Genomic DNA, 18,711 nt, shown 5'->3' on the forward strand with positions numbered 1-18,711 from the left:
CGACGGACTCCCTCCCGGGCACGAGCGCGCCCTCCGGCCACGCTCCTCGCGTGACCGGGCCGACGCGGGTACGTCGACCCGCGTCGCCCGCTCTTCTGTGTGAAGGTGTGCGACGGAGCGACGGGAGGCGACGTGGGCGACATCGACCCTGCACGGGCGGCGTACGCGTTCGCGAACAGGTTCGTCAACGTGGTCGTCACGCTGCCGAACGGCAAGCCGCTGCGCACGGCCGGCCGCTGCGGCGGCATGTCGTTCTCGGTGCTCGACCACCTCGCCGCCGGCCAGGACGTGCCGGTGTGGCCGCCGGCGCTCTTCGCACCCGGCACGGTGCCGCCCGACGGCCACGTCGTCGCCGACCATCTCAAGGCGCGGCAGCTCGACTCGTTCCGGACGCTGTCGGCGCTGCGCTTCCTCGCGTGGTCGGTGCTGCCGGACCGCGACCTCGGGCCGGTCCGCGGCGTGCGGACGCTCACGCGCCGCCAGCTGCCGGGCGTGCTGCGCGCGCTCGCGCAGGGGCGCCCGGTGGTGCTCGGGCTCGTGGTCGCGACGAACCTGCTGCGCGCGGGCGACAACCACCAGGTCGTCGCGACGGGGTTCCGGCGCGATGCCGAGGGCGGGCTCGTCCTCACGCTGCTCGACCCCAACACTCCGCGTCGCGAGGTCACGCTCGTCGAGACGCCGGAGGGCTGGCGGGCGAGCAACGGGCGGCTGTGGCGGGGCTTCTTCCACCACTCCTACGCCCGGCGCACCCCGCCACCGCTGCCCAGCGCGTCACGGCGCCCCACGGCGCGCGTCCGGTCCGGGGCACCGCTGGCTCTCGCGCACGTCGCGACGGGCAGCCTGCTGGTCGTCGCCGGCGGCGTCCCGGTGCTGGCGGCGGCGGGTACGACGACGTGGGCGCCGGAGTCCGGCCGGGGAGGGCTGCTGACCGACGGGGCGGTCGTGCGGCTCGTGCCAATCGGCACGCCGGGGCCCGACGGGGACGACGGGACGGCGCCCCTGTCGCTCGGCGTCGTCGACGGCACACCGCGCCTCGTCGACAGCCCACCGCCCCGCGTCGACGGGACGCCGGTCCCCGTCGACGGCCCGTCGACCCTCGGCACCACCGAGGCGCCCGACGCCTGGCGCGTCGTCGTCGACGGCGCCGGCCCGTGGCGGGAGGGGTCGCGCGTGCGCCTGGTCCACACGACGACGGGCGCGCTGCTCGCCGGGAGCCCGTCGGGCGTCCGCACGACGTTCGACCCGGACCCATCGACCTGGTGGACGACGGCCGCGCACTGACCCCGCGCACGCACCCTCGTCACCGAGCGCGGTAGTCGTTCGCCGAGCGCAGGGGAAACGAGTACCGCGCTCGGCGAGGAGGGGTGTGCGGCGGGGGTCAGGGGGTGGGGGCGGGCTCGGCAGTGCGGGACGCCTCGAGCAGGCGCAGGACGTCGGCGAACCACGGGGTGACCTCACCGGCGGCGACGAGCTCGTGCGCGCGCTCGGTGGTGACCCAGGCCGTCTCGGCGACCTCCGCGGGGTCGGGTGCGAGCTCGCCCGTGCAGCTGCCCACGATGACGTGGTCGTGCTCCCGCTCGACATGCCCGGACGTGGCGTCGGCCGCGCGGTAGCGGAACGTGCCGACCTCGCGCGCGTCGACGAGCTCGACGCCCAGCTCCTCGCGCACGCGCAGTGCGGCGCGCTCCCGCACGTCGGACCCGGGCAGGGGGTGGCCGCAGCACGAGTTGGTCCACAGGCCGGGGAACCGCAGCTTGGCCTCGGCGCGGCGCTGCAGCAGGATCCGCCCGTCGGGGCGGGTGAGCACGACGGAGAACGCGCGGTGCAGGCGCCCGGGGGCCGCGTGGGCCGCGCCGACGGTCGTCTCACCCATCGCGCGGCCGTGCTCGTCGACGAGCTCGACCAGGTCCGTCTCGGCCATCGGGTCCTCCTGACGGGTCCGGGCCCGGTGGCCCGCGTGGTGCACGACAGAGGAACCGTCGAGCGGCAGAGGCCTACCGTCCCTGGTCCGCGCGCCGGGGGCAAGTCGAGGCTCCCGTCTCGGGAGACGATCCGCAGCCGCCGTACGCGATCCTCGCGCGGGGCGGCGAGCTCGACCGACACAGGTGTCGGACCTCCGTGGGAGTCTCGTACCGACAAACGCACGACGGGGGCAGGCGATGGCTCGAGGTGTCAGGGGACTGCTCGCACGGCTGGGCGGTGGGACGACGGTCGCACCTGCGACCGCGCCACAGCCTGCGCGTGGACTGGCAGCGGCAGCCCACCCCGTCGCCGACGCGACACCCGTCGACCCCGTGGCAGAGACACGCAAGGTCCTCGACGCCTACGACGCGTTCTGGCGCAGGATCCGGCGGCTCATCGCGGTCGGGTTGCTGTCGGCCACCTTGACCGTCGTCCTTGTCGAGGCCCTGGTTGCGCTGTCCAGCCGTGCCGTTCCACGAGGCGAGTCCGTGACGGTGCTCCTTCCCGCGCCGAGCTCCGACACGGCCATCGCCGTCCTCTCGTTCCTGGTGGTGCTGTCGATCGCACTCCAGGTCGCAGTGAGCACCGACCGGGTCACGAGACCGTCGAGCGGCCTGCCCGTAGCGTCCGACGTCGAGCTCGCCGGGCGCACCCTGCTCCTGGAGAACGTGGCGAGGTTGCTCGTCTTCCTGTCGTGGCTCACGGCGATCGCCGCCGTCCGCCCGCACCTGGCCGACGCGCCGCGCGTCCTCGACGTCGCCGGGGTCGGCGGGCCCCTCGTCGGCGCCCTCCTCGTGTCGTTCTTCGCCGCCGACGCCGCCGAGCTGGCATCGGACCCCGACGAGGTCACGCTGCGCATCCGCGCGCGCCGCCAGGTCCGGCTCGAGCGTCTGGAGGACGCGCAGAGCGCCCTCGCCGCGCGTCGGTCGTCGTCCACGGCTGAGCACGTCCAGGACCTGCTGGTGCTGGGAGCGCCGGTCGGCCTCGCGTGGGCGGCATCGGCGGCGGGCTGGACGGCACCGTCCGCGGCCGGGTCGGTCACGGTCGTCCTGGCCGCAGGAGTGGGGGTCTTCACCATGGCGGCGTACATGGCGGCGACACGGGACTCCCTGGTGGTCGCGGCGTTCGCTCTCGCCTGGGTCCTGCTCGGCTTCGTCCTCTGGGCGTGGGCGTGGTTCTCCGCCTGGGCGGCTCTGGGTGCGCTGGACCGACGAGTCGCGGGCGTGCTCGCGGCTGTGGCCGCGAGCGCAGTGGTGCTCGGGACGACGGCGTGCCTCACGCTCTCGGTCGTGTCCCGGGGGCCGGACGGCAGGCGCCCCCTCCTGCGTGGTGCGGCCCTCGCCGTCGTCCGGCTCGACCTGCGGAGCGTGCGCTCCGACGTCGACAGCGGAACGCGCGATCCCGGGAACCCGGTGGTGCACGCCGGCGCCTTGGCCGCGTGGCCCTGGGGCCGGCTGACAGGCGACCTCCACCCGGATCACGCGGTGCGCGGACGCACGGGACTCGGCCCGGAGCCCGTCTCCCGTGGACGACGTCTGTGGTCCTGGACGGTGCCGTTCATCCTTCTGGTCGCACTTCCCGCGGTGGTCTACCTGATCGGCCCGTGATCGGACGGGGCCTCGCGCGCCCAGGGCGGGACTGGATCGCTCTGGCCCCGTCCGGCGGACGGCGATCCGGCCGTCGTCACTCCGACACGGTCGCCGGGTTCAGGACCTGGAACATCGCGTGGTCCTGCCAGGTGCCGGCGATGCGGAGGTACTGCGGCGCCGTGCCGTACCGCACGAAGCCGTTGCGCTCGAGCACCCGCTGGGACGCGACGTTGTGCAGCAGCGTCTCCGCCTGGACGCGGTGCAGGCCGAGCTCGGTGAACGCGACGTCCAGCATCTCCGCGACCGCGCGCGTCGCCAGACCGCGGCCGTTGCGGTCCTCCGCCACCCAGTAGCCCAGCGCGCACGACTGCAGCGCTCCGCGGACCACGCCGGACAGGGTCGCCCGGCCCACCACCCGACCCTCGTCGAGGATCACGTGCACGCGACCCAGGCCGCGCCCGGCGAGGTCGATCGCGTCGCGGACCACGTCACGCTGACCGGCGGCCGTGAAGTACGCGTCCTCGCGGACCGACTGCCAAGGGGCGAGGAAGGCGCGGTTCGCGACGACGACGTCCACGAGTGCGGGGACGTCGTCGAGAGTGATCGGGCGGGTCGTCCGCGGGTAGCTCATGCCGCCATCCTCCTGGGCCGGCTCCGGTCGGTCCGCACGCCGACGTGGCGGGAGTGCTCTCTCACGCACCTGGTGGTGGCGTCGGGCCGAGTTGCCCTCTCACGCACCTCGGGCGGGCACGCACCTTGGGCGGGCACGGGCTGGATTGCTCTCTCGCGCCCCAGGGACGGGACGGCGGACGGGCTGGATCGGCCTCTCGTGGTGAGAGGGCGATCCAGCCCTGCCCGCGGCCCGGAGGCGGGGTGTCAGGACGCCGGGGTGTAGGTGACCTCGACGTGGGCGACCGTGCTCGTCTCCGCGCCGTCGCTCGTGGCGTAGACGCCGAGCCAGAGGCCGAGGAAGCCGCCGGTGGCCACGGTGTCGAGGTCGGTCGCGGGGACCGTGCCGACGACGACGGGCTCGGCGTCGCCCGACGCGACGAGCAGCTCGAGGTCGACACCGCGGGCCCGCACGGCGAGCGTCAGCGGGCCGTCGGCAACGGGTGCCGAGCCGACCTCGCGGTCCTCGTCCCGCTGCCGGTGCACCGCGCGGGCCACGAGGCCGGTCCCGCCACGCGTCACCGCGAGGCGCGCGTGGTCCTTCTCGGACTGCCGGACGACGACCCCGACCTCCTCGCCCACGGCGAGGTCCACGGTCACGCGCGCCAGGAAGTCCGCGTGGGTGTGCTGCAGGCGGACGCCCAGGAAGGCGGGCACCTCCAGCGAGTCGAGCGTCGCGGCGCGCAGCGGCAGGTCCCAGCCCTGGCCGGCGGGCGTCGCGACCTCGGCGGGCAGGGCCCGCACCGCGGTCCACCGCAGGTCGTCCGGCGCGACGACCCCCGACGCCAGTCCCTGCGCGCTCCCGCGCGCCGGGCCCGTCGCGAACGGCACCTCGACCTCGTCGGGGACCTTGCCGACGCCCGGGGCGAACACCGGCCACCCGTCCTCCCACACGACGGGCACGAGGAACGTCTCACGGCCCAGCGGGTAGTGGTAGCCGCCGTAGGTGCGCATGGCGAGCAGCACGGCCCACCACGAGCCGTCGGCGGCCTCGACGAGGTCCGCGTGCCCGGCCCCGACGACCGGGTGCTGCCGGCCCAGGTGCCGGTGCGTGAGGATCGGGTTGCCCCGGGTGCCGGTGTACGGGCCGGTGACGACCTCGGCCTGCGCGATGCTCTCGGCGTGGTGGAACTCCGTGCCCGCCTCGGCCGCCATCAGGTAGTACGTGCCGTCGACCTTGTACAGGTGCGGCGCCTCCGCCCACACGGCGCCCTTGACCGCTCCGGACCACACGACGTGCTCCGGCCCGGTGAGCTTCTTCGTCTCCGGGTCGAGCTCGCGGATCCACACCTCCGTCTGGTGGAACCACTCGGGTTCGCGGGCCAGTCGCGTGCCGTGCACCCAGATGCGGCCGTCGTCGTCGAAGAAGATCGACGGGTCGATGCCGTCCGCGTCGAGCCACATGGGGTCCGACCAGGGACCGGCGGGGTCCGTCGCGGTCATGAGGAAGTTGCCGCCCGGGTTGCCCTGCGGCTGCCCCACGAGCGTGCAGATGACCCAGAACAGCCCGTCGTGGTGGCGGATCGTCGGCGCGTACAGCCCGCCGGACGACGCGATCCCCGTGTAGTCCAGCTGCCCGGGGCGGTGCACGACGTGCCCGATCGTCTCCCAGGTCACCAGGTCGCGGCTGTGCAGCACGGGCAGGCCCGGGAGGTACTCGAACGTCGAGGTGACGAGGTAGTAGTCCTCACCGACCCGGCAGATCGACGGGTCCGGGTAGCACCCGGGCAGGATCGGGTTCGTCACGGTGCTCATGCGTCGTTGACCTCCACGTCGACGATCCGCCGGTCCTCGGCGGTGATCTCGTGCACGGCGCCCGTGACCCGCAGGACGGCGTGCGGTGTGCTCTGCCCCGGCAGTGTGCGCTTCTCGTGCTCGCGCGTGCTGGTGATGGCGCCGCCCGTGGCGTCCGTGGGGGCGTCCGGCGCGGCGACGGCCGCGTGCGAGGCGACCCAGACCTGCACGTCGCCGGGCTCGACGACGCGCACGAGGCGGCGGTCGGCCAGCGCGAGGCGCGTGGTGGGGACGCGGAACGTCACGCGGCGGGACTGCCCCGCGGCGAGCTCGACGCGCGCGTACCCGAGGAGCTGCACGACGGGGCGCACGACGGACGCGACGACGTCCCGCCCGTAGAGCTGCACGACCTCGGCGCCGTCGACGTCACCGGTGTTCGTCACCGTGACGGACGTCGTGAACGTGCCGGCCGACTCGACCGTCTCGTCGACCGCGAGGTCGTCGTACGCGAAGGTCGTGTACGACAGCCCGAACCCGAAGGGCCGCACGGGCGTCGGGTCGGTCGACGTGACGTCGGACGGGCCCCCGAGCACGGGGTGCAGGTAGCGGAACGGCTGCGCGCCCGCGGCGCGCGGCAGCGAGACGGGCAGACGCCCGGACGGGTTGGCGACGCCCGTGAGCAGGTCGGCGATCGCGTCGCCGCCGCCCTCGCCGGGGAAGAACGCCTGCAGCACGGCGGCGGGCTTGGCGCCCTGCCCGTCGAGTGCCCAGCCGATCGCGTACGGGCGGCCGGTGAGCAGCAGCATGACGACGGGCGTCCCCGTGGCCACCAGCGCCTCGACGAGCTGCCGCTGCACGCCCGGCAGCTCGAGCGACTGCACGTCGTTGCCCTCGCCCACCGTGCCGCGGCCGAACAGCCCGGCCTGGTCGCCGACCACCACGACCGCGACGTCCGCGTCGGCCGCGGCCGCGACGGCAGCGTCGAAGCCGCCGGTGTCGTCGCCCTCGACCGTGCAGCCCTCGACGTACGTGACGCCGGGCACGGCCGCGGCGAGCGCCTCGTGCACGCTGCGGATCTCGAAGCCCAGCGGCAGGCCCGGGTGGTGCGCCAGCACGTGGTTGGCGAACGAGTAGCAGCCCATGAGCGCCTCGGGCCGCGCGGCGTTGGGGCCGACGACGGCGACGCGCCGCCCCGGAGCCAGCGGCAGCACGCCGTCGTTCGACAGCAGCACGACCGACTCCTCGGCCAGCTTGCGGGCGAGCTCGCGGTGCCGCGGGGAGTCCAGGTCGACGTGCGCGGGCGGCTCGTCCTCGAACGCGTCGGCGTCGAGCAGCCCGAGCTCCTCCTTCTGCGCCAGCGCGCGCAGCACGGCCCGGTCGACGAGGGCCTCGTCGGTCAGCCCGGCGCGCACGCGCTCGGCCAGCGGCGCGAGGAACGCGTCGCCCGTCGGCAGCTCGATGTCCAGGCCCGCGGCCAGCGCGAGCGCTGCCGCCTCGCCGCGGTCGGCCGCGACCTGGTGCATGACCTGCAGGAACGCGACCGCGAAGTAGTCGGCGACGACGACGCCGTCGAAGCCCCACTGCTCGCGCAGCACCTCGGTGAGGTAGTGCGGGTCGGCCGCGACGGGCACGCCGTCGACGTCCGCGTAGGAGTTCATCACCGAGCGGACGCCGCCGTCGCGCACGGCCATCTCGAACGGCGGGAGGTAGATCTCGGCGAGCTCGCGCGGGCCCGCGTGCACGGGCGCGTGGTTACGGCCCGCGGCGGACGCGGAGTACCCGACGAAGTGCTTGAGCGTCGCGTGGACGCCGGCCTCCTGCAGACCGCGCACGTACGCCGTGCCGACGGTCCCGACGAGGTACGGGTCCTCCCCGATGCACTCGTCGACGCGGCCCCAGCGGGGGTCGCCGACGACGTCGAGGACGGGCGCGAGGCCCTGGTGGATGCCGAGCTCGCGCATCGAGTCGCCGATCGCGCGCGCGGCGGCGTGGACGAGCTCGGGGTCGAACGACGCGCCCCACGCGAGCGGCGTCGGGTAGCTCGCCGCCTTCCAGGCGGCGAGGCCCGTGAGGCACTCCTCGTGCACCAGCGCCGGGATGCCCAGGCGCGTCTCGCGCTTGAGCCGGCGCTGCTCGGCCCACAGCCACGCGGCGCGCTCGGCCGGGTCGACCGGGCGCGTGCCGTAGACGCGCGTGTAGTGGCCCAGGCCGTGCCGCGTGATCTCCGCGAGCTCGTCGGAGCCCTTCTGGCCGGCGGCCATCTCCGACTGCATCGGGGCGACGGTGCCGTTCTGGTCCAACCAGTAGCCGACCAGCTGGGCCAGCTTCTCCTCGAGCGTCATGCGCGCGTGCAGGTCACGGACCCGCTGGGAGACGACGGGCAGGACGGGCGGCAGGGCGTCCGACGGGGCCGCGGGCTGGGCGGCGGTGCCGAGGGTCTCGGTCACGGGGTGGTGCTCCTTCGACGAGTGCGGTGTGGACGACGGTCCGCGGCCGCCCGGGGTGCGGGCGGCCGCGGCAGGGGTCGTCAGCCCTTGACGGCGCCGGTGAGGCCACCGACGATCCGACGCTCGAACAGCGAGAAGAAGATCAGCGCCGGGATCATCGACAACGACGTGAACGCCAGCACGCGAGCGGTGTCGACCGAGTACTGCGAGGCGAACGACTGCACACCCAGCGGCAGGGTGTACATCGCCTCGTCGTTGAGGATGAACAGCGGCAGCATGTAGCTGTTCCAGCTGGCGACGAACGCCAGGATGCCGACGGTGACGACACCGGGCAGGGACAGCGGCACGACCATCCGGAAGAAGAACCCGATCTTGCTCGCGCCGTCGATCGCCGCGGCCTCCTCCAGCTCCTTGGGGATGGCCCGCAGGAACGGCACGAGGATGATGATCGTCGTCGGCAGCGCGAACGCGATCTGCGGGAGGATGATCCCCGGCAGCGTGTTCATCAGTCCGAGGTTCTTCACGAGGATGTACAGCGGCGTGATCGCGACCGTCATGGGGAACATCAGGCCCGCCGCGAACAGCGAGTACAGCGCCGGCTGCGCCTTGAAGTCGTACCGCGCGAGCACGAAGCTCGCCATGACCCCGAGGATGACGACGCCGATCGTCGTCGCGATGCCGCAGATCGCCGAGTTGGTGAACTGCTGCCAGAACAGCGAGCTGTTGAGCACCGAGGAGTAGTTGCCCCACTCCCAGGTGGTCGGGAAGCCCGACGGGTCCATCGTGATCTGCGAGTTGGTGCGCAGGCCGCCGAGGATGATGAAGGCCACAGGGCCGATGCACACGCCCACGAGCAGCCACGCGACGACGTACACCAACGGGTTGACGCGCTCGAGGCTGCGGACCTTGCGGACCGCCGGCGCGGGCGCCGGCGCCGGGGTGGCCTGGACGGCGGAGGCGGCCATCACTTCTTCCCTTCCGTGATCGCGCCCTCGGTGTCGCGGCGCAGCACGAAGCGCTGGTAGGTCAGCGCGATGACCAGCGAGATGAGGAACAGCACGACGGCGACGGCGTTGCCGAAGCCGTAGTTCGCGGCGTTGCGGCCGTTGAGGACCATGTAGGTCGCCATGGTCGACGTGCCCGCCGTGGCCGAGACGTACTGGCCCCAGATGATGTAGACGAGGTCGAACAGCTGCAGCGAGCCGATGATCGACAGGAACGCCCAGATGCGCAGCGTCGGGCCGAGCAGCGGCAGCGTGATGCTGCGTTGCGCCTGCCAGTACGACGCGCCGTCGATCGCGGCGGCCTCGTGGAGCTCCTCGGGGATCGACTGCAGGCCGGCGAGGAAGAGGATGACGGCGAAGCCGACGTACTTCCACGTGATGATGATCATCAGCGACCAGATCGCGATGTCCGGGTCGGACAGCCAGTCGACCACCCAGCCCTCGAGCCCGATCTTGGTGAGGAAGCCGTTGACCGCGCCGGTGGTCTGGAGCATGAGGCTCCAGCCGGTACCGACGATGACCTCGGAGACCACGTACGGCACGAAGATCAGCACCCGGATCAGCGAGCGGCCACGGATCCTGCGGTTGAGCAGGAGGGCCAGCACGACGGCCGCGGGACCCTGCATGACCAGCGACATCACGACGATGAAGCCGTTGTGCAGCAACGCGTCGTGGAACGTGGTGTCCTGCAGGATCGTGACGTAGTTCTGCAGGCCGACGAAGTCCGTGGGAACCCCGTAGCCCTTCCACTTGAAGAAGCCGTAGTACGCCGCCATCAGCACGGGGAAGACGACGAAGGCGACGAACATCACGACGGCCGGACCCGCGAGCAGCGTGATCTCGGCCAGCTGGCGCCAGTTGCGCCGGCGGGTCCGGCGGACCGGGGACGGTGCCGTGGTGGCACCGTCCCCGCCCGCCGGGCGACCCTCGGGCGACGGCGTCGTGGCGAGCACGTTCTCGCCCTGGGAGTCGCTCATGGAACTGTTACTCCTTGGCTGCCGCGGACTTGACCGTGGCGACGATGCTCTCGGCGTCGCCGCTGCCCGCGAGCATCTCGACGACCGACGTGTTCAGGGCGTTGCCGACGTTGTTGCCGAACAGCGTGTCCAGCCACACCGACACGTAGGCCGCACCGTTGTACGCCTCGAGGACCTGCGTGAGGGCCGGGTCGGTGACGGCCGCCTGCGCGTCCTTGCTGGCCGGGATGGTGACGAACGCCTCCGCGTAGCCCTCCTGCCACTCCTTCTTCATGTAGAAGTTGAGGAAGTCGGCGCACTCCTTCGGGGCGTCCACGAAGCAGCTGTAGCCGTCGACGCCGCCCATCATGGCCGTGGGGTCGCCGTCACCGCCGTCGACCGCCGGGAAGGGGAACCAGCCGAGGTCCGCGAGCGGCTCGCCGTCGGGCGTCAGGCCCGCGATGACGCCCGGGTTCCAGGCACCCATGAGCTCCATCGCCGCCTGCTTGTTGGCGAGGAGACCGGCCGAGGAGCCGGCGCCCTGCTGGGCGGTCGTGGTGAGGAAGCCGTTGTTGAACGGCTCGATCGAGGCGAACTCCTCGAAGGCCTCGCCGGCCTTGACCCAGCACGGGTCGTCGAAGTTCATCTCGGCGGCGGCGTCCGTGATGGTGTCCTGGGCGCACGCGCGCAGCGCGAAGAAGTAGTACCAGTGGGCCGCGGGCCACGCGTCCTTGGCACCGAGCGCGATCGGCTGGATGCCGGCGTCCTTGAGCTTGCCGACCGCGTCCTCGAGGTCACCCATGGTCGTGGGCGTCTCGGTGATGCCGGCCTGCTCGAAGAGGTCCTTCGAGTACCAGATGCCGCCGGGGAGCACGGCGGTGGGCATGCCGTAGACCTTGCCGTCGACCGAGAACGCGTCGAGCGAGCCACCGGCCGCCGCGCGCACGTCGTCGTCGATGAGGTCGGTGAGGTCCATGGCCTGGCCCGCCTCGACGACCGCGGCCAGCTTGCCGCCGCCGCGGGACATGAAGACGTCCGGGGCGTCGCCGCCGTTGAGGGCCGTCTGCAGCTTGCCGTCCATGTCCTCGTTCTGGATGGACTGGATGGCGACCTTGATGCCGGTCTCCTCCTCGAACGCCGCGCCGACCTCCTCCCAGTACGCCTTGCCGTCACCGGTGGTGGAGTTGTGCCAGAACACCAGCTCGCTCGCGCCCTCCGAGCTGCCGCCGTCGTCAGAACCCGCGCACGCGGTCAGCGCGAGCGCGCTCATCAGCACCGTCGCGCAGGCCGCGAGGGCCTTCCTTGCCTTCATGACGTCGTGTCCTCTTCGTTGAGCCTCACGGGTCCGGGTCGTCCGACCCGGGGACCACCGGGGAGCGTCGCCTTGCGCCCCCGGCGTCGGTTGACGTCCGGGCGTCACCCCGTCGGACGCTTGACGGCCCTCCCCCCGTCGTGCGGGGTGGCCGATCCCGACTCTGGCACTCGTCCAGATGTAACGTCACACCTCGTCGATAACGCTATCGAAAACGTCCGACCCAAGGCTGGGCAAAGCGGGCGAACCGCCCCGTGGACCCACCGCTCGCGTCGTGCAGGTCGAACGTCACGGTGCCGTGGGCCGCGCCGGTGGCGCCGCCCGCAGGGGCGGCGCCGAGCCGGGCACGGCCCACGGCACATCCCTCACTCCTTGGCCGCGGCGGCGGTCACGGTGTCGACGATGCTCTGGGCGTCGCCCTGACCCGCGAGCATCTCGACGACCGCGGTGTTGAGCGCGTTGCCGACGTTCTGCCCGAACAGGGTGTCGAGCCAGACCGTCACGTACGCCGCGTCGTCGTACGCCGCGAGGATGTCCTTCAGCGCCGGGTCCGTCACGACGTCCTGCGCGTCCTTGCTCGCCGGCAGGGACACGAACGCCTCGGCGAAGTCCTCCTGGTTCTCCTTGAGGATGAGGAAGTTGAGGAACTCCGCGCACTCCGGCGGCGCGTCGACGTGGCAGCTCAGACCGTCGATACCGCCCATCATCGCCGTCGGGTCGCCCTGGCCGCCCTCGACCTCGGGGAACGGGAACCAGCCGAGGTCCGCCAGCGGCTCGCCGTCCGGCGTGAGCCCGCCGATGACCCCCGGGTTCCAGGCGCCCATGAGCTCCATGGCCGCCTGGTGGTTGGCGACCAGGCCCGCGGACGACCCGGCGCCCTGCTGCGCCGTCGTCGTGAGGAAGCCCTCGTTGAACGGCTCGACGCCCGCGAACTCCTCGAACGCCTGCCCCGCCTCCAACCAGCACGGGTCGTCGAACGTGCGCTCGACGGCGACCTTCTCGAGCGTCTCCTGCGAGCACGCGCGCAGCGCGAAGAAGTAGTACCAGTGAGCCGCCGGCCAGGCGTCCTTGCCACCCAGCGCGATCGGCGCGACGCCGGTGCCCTTGAGCTTCTCGACCGCGTCGACCAGCTGGTCGACCGTCGTCGGGGTCGACTCGATGCCGGCCGCCTCGAACAGGTCCTTGCTGTAGAAGATGCCGCCCGGCAGCACGGCGGTCGGCATGCCGTAGACCTTGCCGTCGATCGTGTACGCGTCGAGCGAGCCGCCCAGCGCCTCGCGCGACGCGTCGTCGACGAGGTCCGTGAGGTCCATGATCTGACCGGCCGCCACCATGTCGGCGAGCTTGCCGCCGCCGCGCGCCATGAAGATGTCCGGCGCGTCGCCGCCGTTCAGGGCCGTCTGGAGCTTGCCGTCCATCTCCTCGTTCTGGACGACCTGCAGCGTGATCTCGACGCCCGGGTTCGCGTCCTCGAACGCGGCGGCCACGTCCTCCTGGAACTTCTTGCCGTCGTCGGTGGTCGCGTTGTGCCAGAACGTCATCTGCACGGTGCCGCCGTCGCCGCCGTCGCCCGTGTCGCCCCCGCTGCACGCCGCGAGCGCCAGCGCGCCCGCGAGCACGGCGGCCGACGCCGCCCACGTCCTCGATGCCCTCATCAGATGTCCTCTTCGTCGAGCCAGCTGATCCCCGGACGGCGCCCGGGTGCCCCCTGCCGTCGGTTGCGGCACCGGCGGCGCACCCCTGGGCACGTGGCGCCCCTCGTCGGACGCCCGCCGGCCGCACCTGCGTCTCCTCGGCGGCCGGGACGACTCTCGCAGGCGGGGAGATGTAACGTCAAACACTGCGTCTCCCGGCATGCCGAAGGCCCCGCTCCCTCGCGGGGCCGGGGCCTTCGGGTGGGGCTCGGCGGGCGCTGCGGTCAGGCGGGCGCGAGGCCCGTGCCGCTGTCGCCCCGGGCGGGTGCAGGAGCAGGCGGGACGTCGGTGCCCGAGCCCGGCGTGCCGACGGGCGCGCCGACCGTGACCGGCTCCTTGGCGGCGGTGCGGCGCGGGACGCCCTGGAAGAGGAACTCCCCGAGCAGGCCCTCGCCCTGGGCGTCGACGATGACCGTCTGACCCGCCTTGAGCTCGCCGAACAGGATCTTCTCGGACAGCGTGTCCTCGATCTCCCGCTGGATCGCGCGGCGCAGCGGACGCGCACCGAGGACCGGGTCGTAGCCCCGCTCCGCGAGCAGCTTCTTGGCCGCCGGCGTGATCTCGATGCTCATGTCCTTGTCGCGCAGACGGGCGTCGAGCTTCGCGATCATCAGGTCGACGATCTGGAAGATCTCCGGCTGCGAGAGCTGCGGGAAGACGACCACGTCGTCGACACGGTTGAGGAACTCGGGACGGAAGTGCGTCTTGAGCTCGTCGTTGACCTTGGCCTTCATGCGCTCGTAGTCCGTCGCGAGCTCGCCACCGGCCTGGAAGCCGGTCATGACGCCCTTCGCGATGTCCCGCGTGCCGAGGTTCGTGGTCATGATGATGACGGTGTTCTTGAAGTCGATGACGCGGCCCTGCGAGTCGGTCAGGCGACCGTCCTCGAGGATCTGCAGCAGCGAGTTGAAGATGTCCGCGTGGGCCTTCTCGACCTCGTCGAACAGCACGACGGAGAACGGCTTGCGGCGCACCTTCTCGGTGAGCTGACCGCCCTCGTCGTACCCGACGTAGCCGGGGGGCGAGCCGAACAGGCGCGAGACCGTGTGCTTCTCCGAGAACTCCGACATGTCGAGCTGGATGAGCGCGTCCTCGTCCCCGAAGAGGAACTCGGCGAGCGCCTTGGCCAGCTCGGTCTTCCCGACGCCCGTGGGGCCGGCGAAGATGAACGACCCACCGGGGCGCTTGGGGTCCTTGAGGCCGGCACGCGTGCGGCGGATGGCCTGCGACAGCGCCTTGATGGCGGCGTTCTGGCCGACGACCCGCTTGTGGAGGTTCTCCTCCATGTGCAGCAGGCGGCTGGACTCCTCCTCGGTGAGCTTGAACACCGGGATGCCGGTGGCGTTCGCCAGCACCTCGGCGATGAGCTCCTCGTCGACCTCGGCGACGGCGTCCATGTCGCCGTTCTTCCAGGCCTTCTCCTTCTCGACGCGCTTGAGGCCGAGCTGCTTCTCCTGGTCGCGCAGGCGCGCGGCCTTCTCGAAGTCCTGCTCGTCGATCGCGGACTCCTTGTCGCGGCGCGTCTCGGCGATCTGCTCGTCGAGCTCGCGCAGCTCCGGCGGGGCCGTCATGCGGCGGATGCGCAGGCGCGCGCCCGCCTCGTCGACGAGGTCGATCGCCTTGTCCGGCAGGTAGCGGTCGTTGACGTACCGGTCGGCCAGCGTCGCGGCGGCGACCAGCGCGGCGTCCGTGATGGACACGCGGTGGTGCGCCTCGTACCGGTCGCGCAGGCCCTTGAGGATCTCGATCGCGTGCTGCAGGTTCGGCTCGGAGACCTGGATGGGCTGGAAGCGCCGCTCCAGGGCCGGGTCCTTCTCGACGTACTTGCGGTACTCGTCGAGCGTGGTCGCACCGATGGTCTGCAGCTCGCCGCGCGCCAGCATGGGCTTGAGGATCGACGCGGCGTCGATCGCGCCCTCGGCCGCACCCGCGCCGACGAGCGTGTGGATCTCGTCGATGAACAGGATGATGTCGCCGCGCGTGCGGATCTCCTTGAGGACCTTCTTCAGGCGCTCCTCGAAGTCACCGCGGTAGCGGGAGCCGGCCACCAGGGCGCCGAGGTCGAGCGTGTAGAGCTGCTTGTCCTTGAGCGTCTCCGGCACGTCGCCGCGGACGATGTCCTGCGCGAGGCCCTCGACGACCGCCGTCTTGCCGACGCCCGGCTCACCGATGAGCACCGGGTTGTTCTTGGTGCGGCGGGACAGCACCTGCATGACCCGCTCGATCTCCTTCTCGCGCCCGATGACCGGGTCGAGCTTGCCGTCGCGGGCCGCCTGCGTGAGGTTGCGGCCGAACTGGTCGAGGACGGCCGACCCCGACGGCTGCCCCTCGGCCGGGCCGCCCGAGGCGACCGGCTCCTTGCCCTGGTAGCCCGAGACGAGCTGGATGACCTGCTGGCGCACCCGGTTGAGGTCGGCGCCGAGCTTGTTGAGGACCTGGGCGGCGACGCCCTCGCCCTCGCGGATCAGGCCGAGCAGGATGTGCTCGGTGCCGATGTAGTTGTGGCCGAGCTGCAGCGCCTCGCGCAGCGACAGCTCGAGGACCTTCTTGGCGCGCGGCGTGAACGGGATGCGACCCGACGGGGCCTGCTGGCCCTCGCCGATGATCTCCTGCACCTGCGCGCGCACGGCCTCCAGGGAGATGCCGAGCGACTCCAGGGCCTTGGCCGCGACACCCTCACCCTCGTGGATCAGGCCCAGGAGGATGTGCTCGGTGCCGATGTAGTTGTGGTTGAGCATCCGCGCCTCTTCCTGGGCGAGGACGACCACGCGACGGGCTCGGTCCGTGAATCTCTCGAACATGTGCACTCCTCACGAGCGGCGTGCCCCGGTGGCCTCGCGCAGCAGGCGTCCGCGCGGAGCCGACGAAGCGGCGTGTTTCGATGCTAACGGCGGGGTCATGCCCGGACGTCCCGTGTTCGCCGCAGGCGGAGAGGCCCGCGGTCCTCCGCAGGAATCGGCTCGCCGGCGCGCAACCCCGAGCGCTGACCCGGGCGATCTCGTCCACCAGCGGCGAAGCTCGCCCGGAACCGTGCACCGCGTCAGGTGCGCACGTGCCTCGACAGCGCAGGCGACTCCCACCGTCGACGAACTGGGCGAGCGCAACGAGCGCTGCCCGGGGTCGGGTTCAGAATGTGACGACCTGGGCGGTCGTGCAGCCATCGGCAGCCAGAAGGTGCCAGTACGCGTCGCGAGTGACGACCCGGACCCCGAGGCGTTCGGTCACCGCGAGCACGAGCGCATCCCCGAGAGAGAGGGTCTCGCCTCCCGGCCCAGGATGCGTCTTCGCCGCTTCCAGGAGCGCCGCAGCACGGAGGAGGTCGTCGTCCAGCGGGTGCTCGATGCGCGCACCGAACGACAGGAGGGTGTCGCGAACTTCATGACCCGACGACGCATTGCCCTTGCGGCGCACGAGCTCAACGAGCTCGGTCAGCACCGGCCCTGGCATCACGGGCTCGACGTCGGCGCGCGCAAGGAGCTTGTCGACCACCTGCCACTGCGGTTCTTGAAGCACCCACGTCGCGAGGACGGAAGTGTCGAAGCAGACCGCGCTCACAGGCCGAGGTCGACGACGAGGCCGGCGATGATCTCCTCATCGCTGCGCGTCTCCGCAGCGGCACGAGCAGCGATCCTGCGCTCTGCGGCCTCGTCGACGTGCTGGTCCACCGCGCGAGACGCACGCACGTCACGGGTGGAGTCCCCGGCGTCACCCCCGTGGTTCTGCGCCCACAGCGCCATCGCCCGCATGCGGGGCGTCACGAGGCGAACCGCGTCACCCTCGACGACAAACTCGACCCGGTCGCCGCTGGCGATCCTGAGTGCTCGCCGGACCTCGACGGGGACCACCACCCGTCCTTGTGCGTTCACGGTCCCGAAGTGGGAGGACACAGCATCTAGGGATGACACATGACTCAATATATGTCATCTCGGAGCAACCTGTCACCAGCGCGATCGGCGGATCGGCGGCAGCGCGGGACGCGCGGGGAACCTCGATCGGCGCACAGACGTTCTGGTCTGCGCGACCGGGCGTTCCGGTAGCGTGACCAGGGCCGTCGGCGTCCGACGGCACCCGCGCCGCGTGCGCCTCCCAGGAGGACCTTCGATGACCGAGCCCACACCTCTGCAGCCGCCGGCGCCCAGCGCCGCGTTCGCGCTCGAGGCACCCGCACCCGTCGCCCCCGTCGCGACGCACGACGCCCCGGCGATGGCGCCGCGCGTCGACCCGGCTGCGCTGCCGGGCCTGGACGCGAAGGTCGGCGCGTTCCTCGCGGGTCTGGACGACGTGCAGGCCGGGTCGCCGGAGTTCGCGGCGAAGGCCGACGACGTGCGGCTCATGGGCGACAAGGACGTGCGCGCCGCGGCGGACACCTCCAACCGCCTGCTGCAGGTGCCGGTGCGCGAGCTGCGCGAGGGCGGCGTCTCCGGGACGTCGCAGGTGAGCAAGTCGCTGCTCGACCTGCGCCGCACGGTCGAGGACCTCGACCCGTCGGAGAAGACCGTGGGCAAGAAGCTGCTCGGCTTCCTGCCGTTCGGCGACAGCCTCACCGACTACTTCCGCCGCTACGAGTCGTCGCAGAAGCAGATCGACGCGATCGTCAAGGCGCTGTACCGGGGCCAGGACGAGCTGCGCAAGGACAACGCGGCGCTCAACCTGGAGAAGCAGAACCTGTGGGACACCATGGGCCGGCTCAACCAGTACATCTACGTCGCGAGCCAGCTCGACCAGCAGCTCTCCGCCAAGATCGCCCAGGCGGAGATCAGCGACCCCGACCGCGCGCGGGCGCTGCGCGAGGACGTCCTGTTCTACGTCCGGCAGAAGCACCAGGACCTGCTCACGCAGCTCGCGGTGTCGATCCAGGGGTACCTGGCGATCGACATCATCATCAAGAACAACATCGAGCTCATCAAGGGCGTCGACCGCGCGACGACGACCACGGTCTCGGCGCTGCGCACCGCGGTGCTCGTCGCGCAGGCGCTCAACAACCAGAAGCTCGTGCTCGACCAGATCACGGCGCTGAACACCACGACGTCGAACATGATCGCGTCGACGTCCAAGCTGCTGCGCGAGCAGTCGGTGGCGATCCAGCAGCAGGCCGCGAGCGCGACGATCGGGCTCCCGCAGCTCCAGCAGTCGTTCACCGACATCTTCGCGGCCATGGACTCCATCGACACGTTCAAGGTGCAGGCGCTGGACTCGATGGCGCAGACCGTCGGCGTCCTGGAGACCGAGACGGCCAAGGCCAAGCAGTACCTCGACCGCGTCTCGCGCTCGGACCGCACGGACGTCGCGAGCGGGTCGCTCGACCTGGGCCTGAGCTGACGACGACCGGGGAGGTGAGCGGCAG

The 18,711-nt window shown here is 72.0% G+C and carries 14 protein-coding genes; 3 read left to right on the forward strand and 11 right to left on the reverse strand.

The window, feature by feature from the left end:
• Positions 1-132: 132 nt before the first annotated feature.
• On the forward strand, positions 133-1,281 hold the full coding sequence (locus CFLA_RS15385; RefSeq protein ID WP_013118258.1) for a hypothetical protein: 1,149 nt from the start codon (positions 133-135) through the stop codon (positions 1,279-1,281).
• Positions 1,282-1,378: 97 nt separating this feature from the next.
• Here CFLA_RS15385 and idi read toward each other — a convergent pair whose 3' ends face one another.
• Positions 1,379-1,921 carry an isopentenyl-diphosphate Delta-isomerase gene (gene idi, locus CFLA_RS15390; RefSeq protein WP_013118259.1) on the reverse strand — a complete coding sequence of 181 codons (543 nt, stop codon included), beginning with the start codon at positions 1,919-1,921 and terminating at the stop codon, positions 1,379-1,381.
• Between the two features lie 373 nt (positions 1,922-2,294).
• Here idi and CFLA_RS15395 point away from each other — a divergent pair, with 373 nt between their 5' ends.
• The gene (locus tag CFLA_RS15395; RefSeq protein WP_043599143.1) at positions 2,295-3,569 is read left to right on the forward strand and encodes a hypothetical protein; all 1,275 of its coding nucleotides are present in this window, start codon (positions 2,295-2,297) and stop codon (positions 3,567-3,569) included.
• A 76-nt stretch (positions 3,570-3,645) separates the two neighbouring features.
• On the opposite strand, the gene CFLA_RS15400 is transcribed toward CFLA_RS15395, so the two are convergent.
• The 10 genes from CFLA_RS15400 to CFLA_RS15445 form a co-directional block, all read right to left on the reverse strand.
• Positions 3,646-4,182, reverse strand: a complete 537-nt coding sequence (locus tag CFLA_RS15400; RefSeq protein WP_013118261.1) for a GNAT family N-acetyltransferase — start codon at positions 4,180-4,182, stop codon at positions 3,646-3,648.
• Between the two features lie 245 nt (positions 4,183-4,427).
• Complete coding sequence (locus tag CFLA_RS15405) at positions 4,428-5,975, reverse strand: glycoside hydrolase family 43 protein (RefSeq protein WP_013118262.1); 1,548 nt, start codon at positions 5,973-5,975, stop codon at positions 4,428-4,430.
• Entirely contained in the window at positions 5,972-8,401 is a 2,430-nt protein-coding gene (locus tag CFLA_RS15410; protein ID WP_013118263.1) for a beta-xylosidase/alpha-l-arabinosidase, read from the reverse strand. Before CFLA_RS15410 ends, CFLA_RS15405 begins: the two co-directional genes overlap by 4 nt.
• 80 nt (positions 8,402-8,481) lie before the next feature.
• The gene (locus CFLA_RS15415; protein WP_013118264.1) at positions 8,482-9,366 is read right to left on the reverse strand and encodes a carbohydrate ABC transporter permease; all 885 of its coding nucleotides are present in this window, start codon (positions 9,364-9,366) and stop codon (positions 8,482-8,484) included.
• Positions 9,366-10,382: a carbohydrate ABC transporter permease gene (locus CFLA_RS15420; protein ID WP_013118265.1), complete on the reverse strand. Its 1,017-nt coding sequence runs from the start codon at positions 10,380-10,382 to the stop codon at positions 9,366-9,368. The genes CFLA_RS15415 and CFLA_RS15420 overlap by 1 nt, the downstream gene beginning before the upstream one ends.
• Before the next feature lie 7 nt (positions 10,383-10,389).
• Positions 10,390-11,673 carry an ABC transporter substrate-binding protein gene (locus CFLA_RS15425; RefSeq protein ID WP_013118266.1) on the reverse strand — a complete coding sequence of 428 codons (1,284 nt, stop codon included), beginning with the start codon at positions 11,671-11,673 and terminating at the stop codon, positions 10,390-10,392.
• A 365-nt stretch (positions 11,674-12,038) separates the two neighbouring features.
• Positions 12,039-13,328, reverse strand: a complete 1,290-nt coding sequence (locus CFLA_RS15430; protein ID WP_013118268.1) for an extracellular solute-binding protein — start codon at positions 13,326-13,328, stop codon at positions 12,039-12,041.
• 263 nt (positions 13,329-13,591) lie between these two features.
• Positions 13,592-16,168, reverse strand: a complete 2,577-nt coding sequence (locus CFLA_RS15435) for an ATP-dependent Clp protease ATP-binding subunit (RefSeq protein ID WP_013118269.1) — start codon at positions 16,166-16,168, stop codon at positions 13,592-13,594.
• A gap of 325 nt (positions 16,169-16,493) precedes the next feature.
• Entirely contained in the window at positions 16,494-16,922 is a 429-nt protein-coding gene (locus tag CFLA_RS15440; protein ID WP_013118270.1) for a PIN domain-containing protein, read from the reverse strand.
• A complete protein-coding gene (locus CFLA_RS15445) occupies positions 16,919-17,254 on the reverse strand; it encodes an AbrB/MazE/SpoVT family DNA-binding domain-containing protein (RefSeq protein WP_013118271.1) in 336 nt (111 codons plus the stop codon). The genes CFLA_RS15440 and CFLA_RS15445 overlap by 4 nt, the downstream gene beginning before the upstream one ends.
• 214 nt (positions 17,255-17,468) lie before the next feature.
• On the opposite strand from CFLA_RS15445, the gene CFLA_RS15450 reads away from it, so the two are divergent.
• Positions 17,469-18,686, forward strand: coding sequence for a toxic anion resistance protein (locus CFLA_RS15450; protein ID WP_013118272.1), 1,218 nt, complete (start codon positions 17,469-17,471; stop codon positions 18,684-18,686).
• The last annotated feature ends 25 nt before the right edge of the window (positions 18,687-18,711 follow it).

It is taken from the genome of Cellulomonas flavigena DSM 20109, from assembly GCF_000092865.1.
GTDB classification, from domain to species: Bacteria; Actinomycetota; Actinomycetes; order Actinomycetales; family Cellulomonadaceae; genus Cellulomonas; species Cellulomonas flavigena.

Bases quoted from the DNA above. Each gene is read 5' to 3' on its own strand.
- CFLA_RS15450 (WP_013118272.1), top strand. From the start codon at position 17,469: ATGACCGAGCCCACACCTCTGCAGCCGCCGGCGCCCAGCGCCGCGTTC.
- CFLA_RS15435 (WP_013118269.1), bottom strand. From the start codon at position 16,168: ATGTTCGAGAGATTCACGGACCGAGCCCGTCGCGTGGTCGTCCTCGCC.
- CFLA_RS15405 (WP_013118262.1), bottom strand. From the start codon at position 5,975: ATGAGCACCGTGACGAACCCGATCCTGCCCGGGTGCTACCCGGACCCG.
- CFLA_RS15420 (WP_013118265.1), bottom strand. From the start codon at position 10,382: ATGAGCGACTCCCAGGGCGAGAACGTGCTCGCCACGACGCCGTCGCCC.
- CFLA_RS15430 (WP_013118268.1), bottom strand. From the start codon at position 13,328: ATGAGGGCATCGAGGACGTGGGCGGCGTCGGCCGCCGTGCTCGCGGGC.
- CFLA_RS15425 (WP_013118266.1), bottom strand. From the start codon at position 11,673: ATGAAGGCAAGGAAGGCCCTCGCGGCCTGCGCGACGGTGCTGATGAGC.
- CFLA_RS15415 (WP_013118264.1), bottom strand. From the start codon at position 9,366: ATGGCCGCCTCCGCCGTCCAGGCCACCCCGGCGCCGGCGCCCGCGCCG.
- idi (WP_013118259.1), bottom strand. From the start codon at position 1,921: ATGGCCGAGACGGACCTGGTCGAGCTCGTCGACGAGCACGGCCGCGCG.
- CFLA_RS15400 (WP_013118261.1), bottom strand. From the start codon at position 4,182: ATGAGCTACCCGCGGACGACCCGCCCGATCACTCTCGACGACGTCCCC.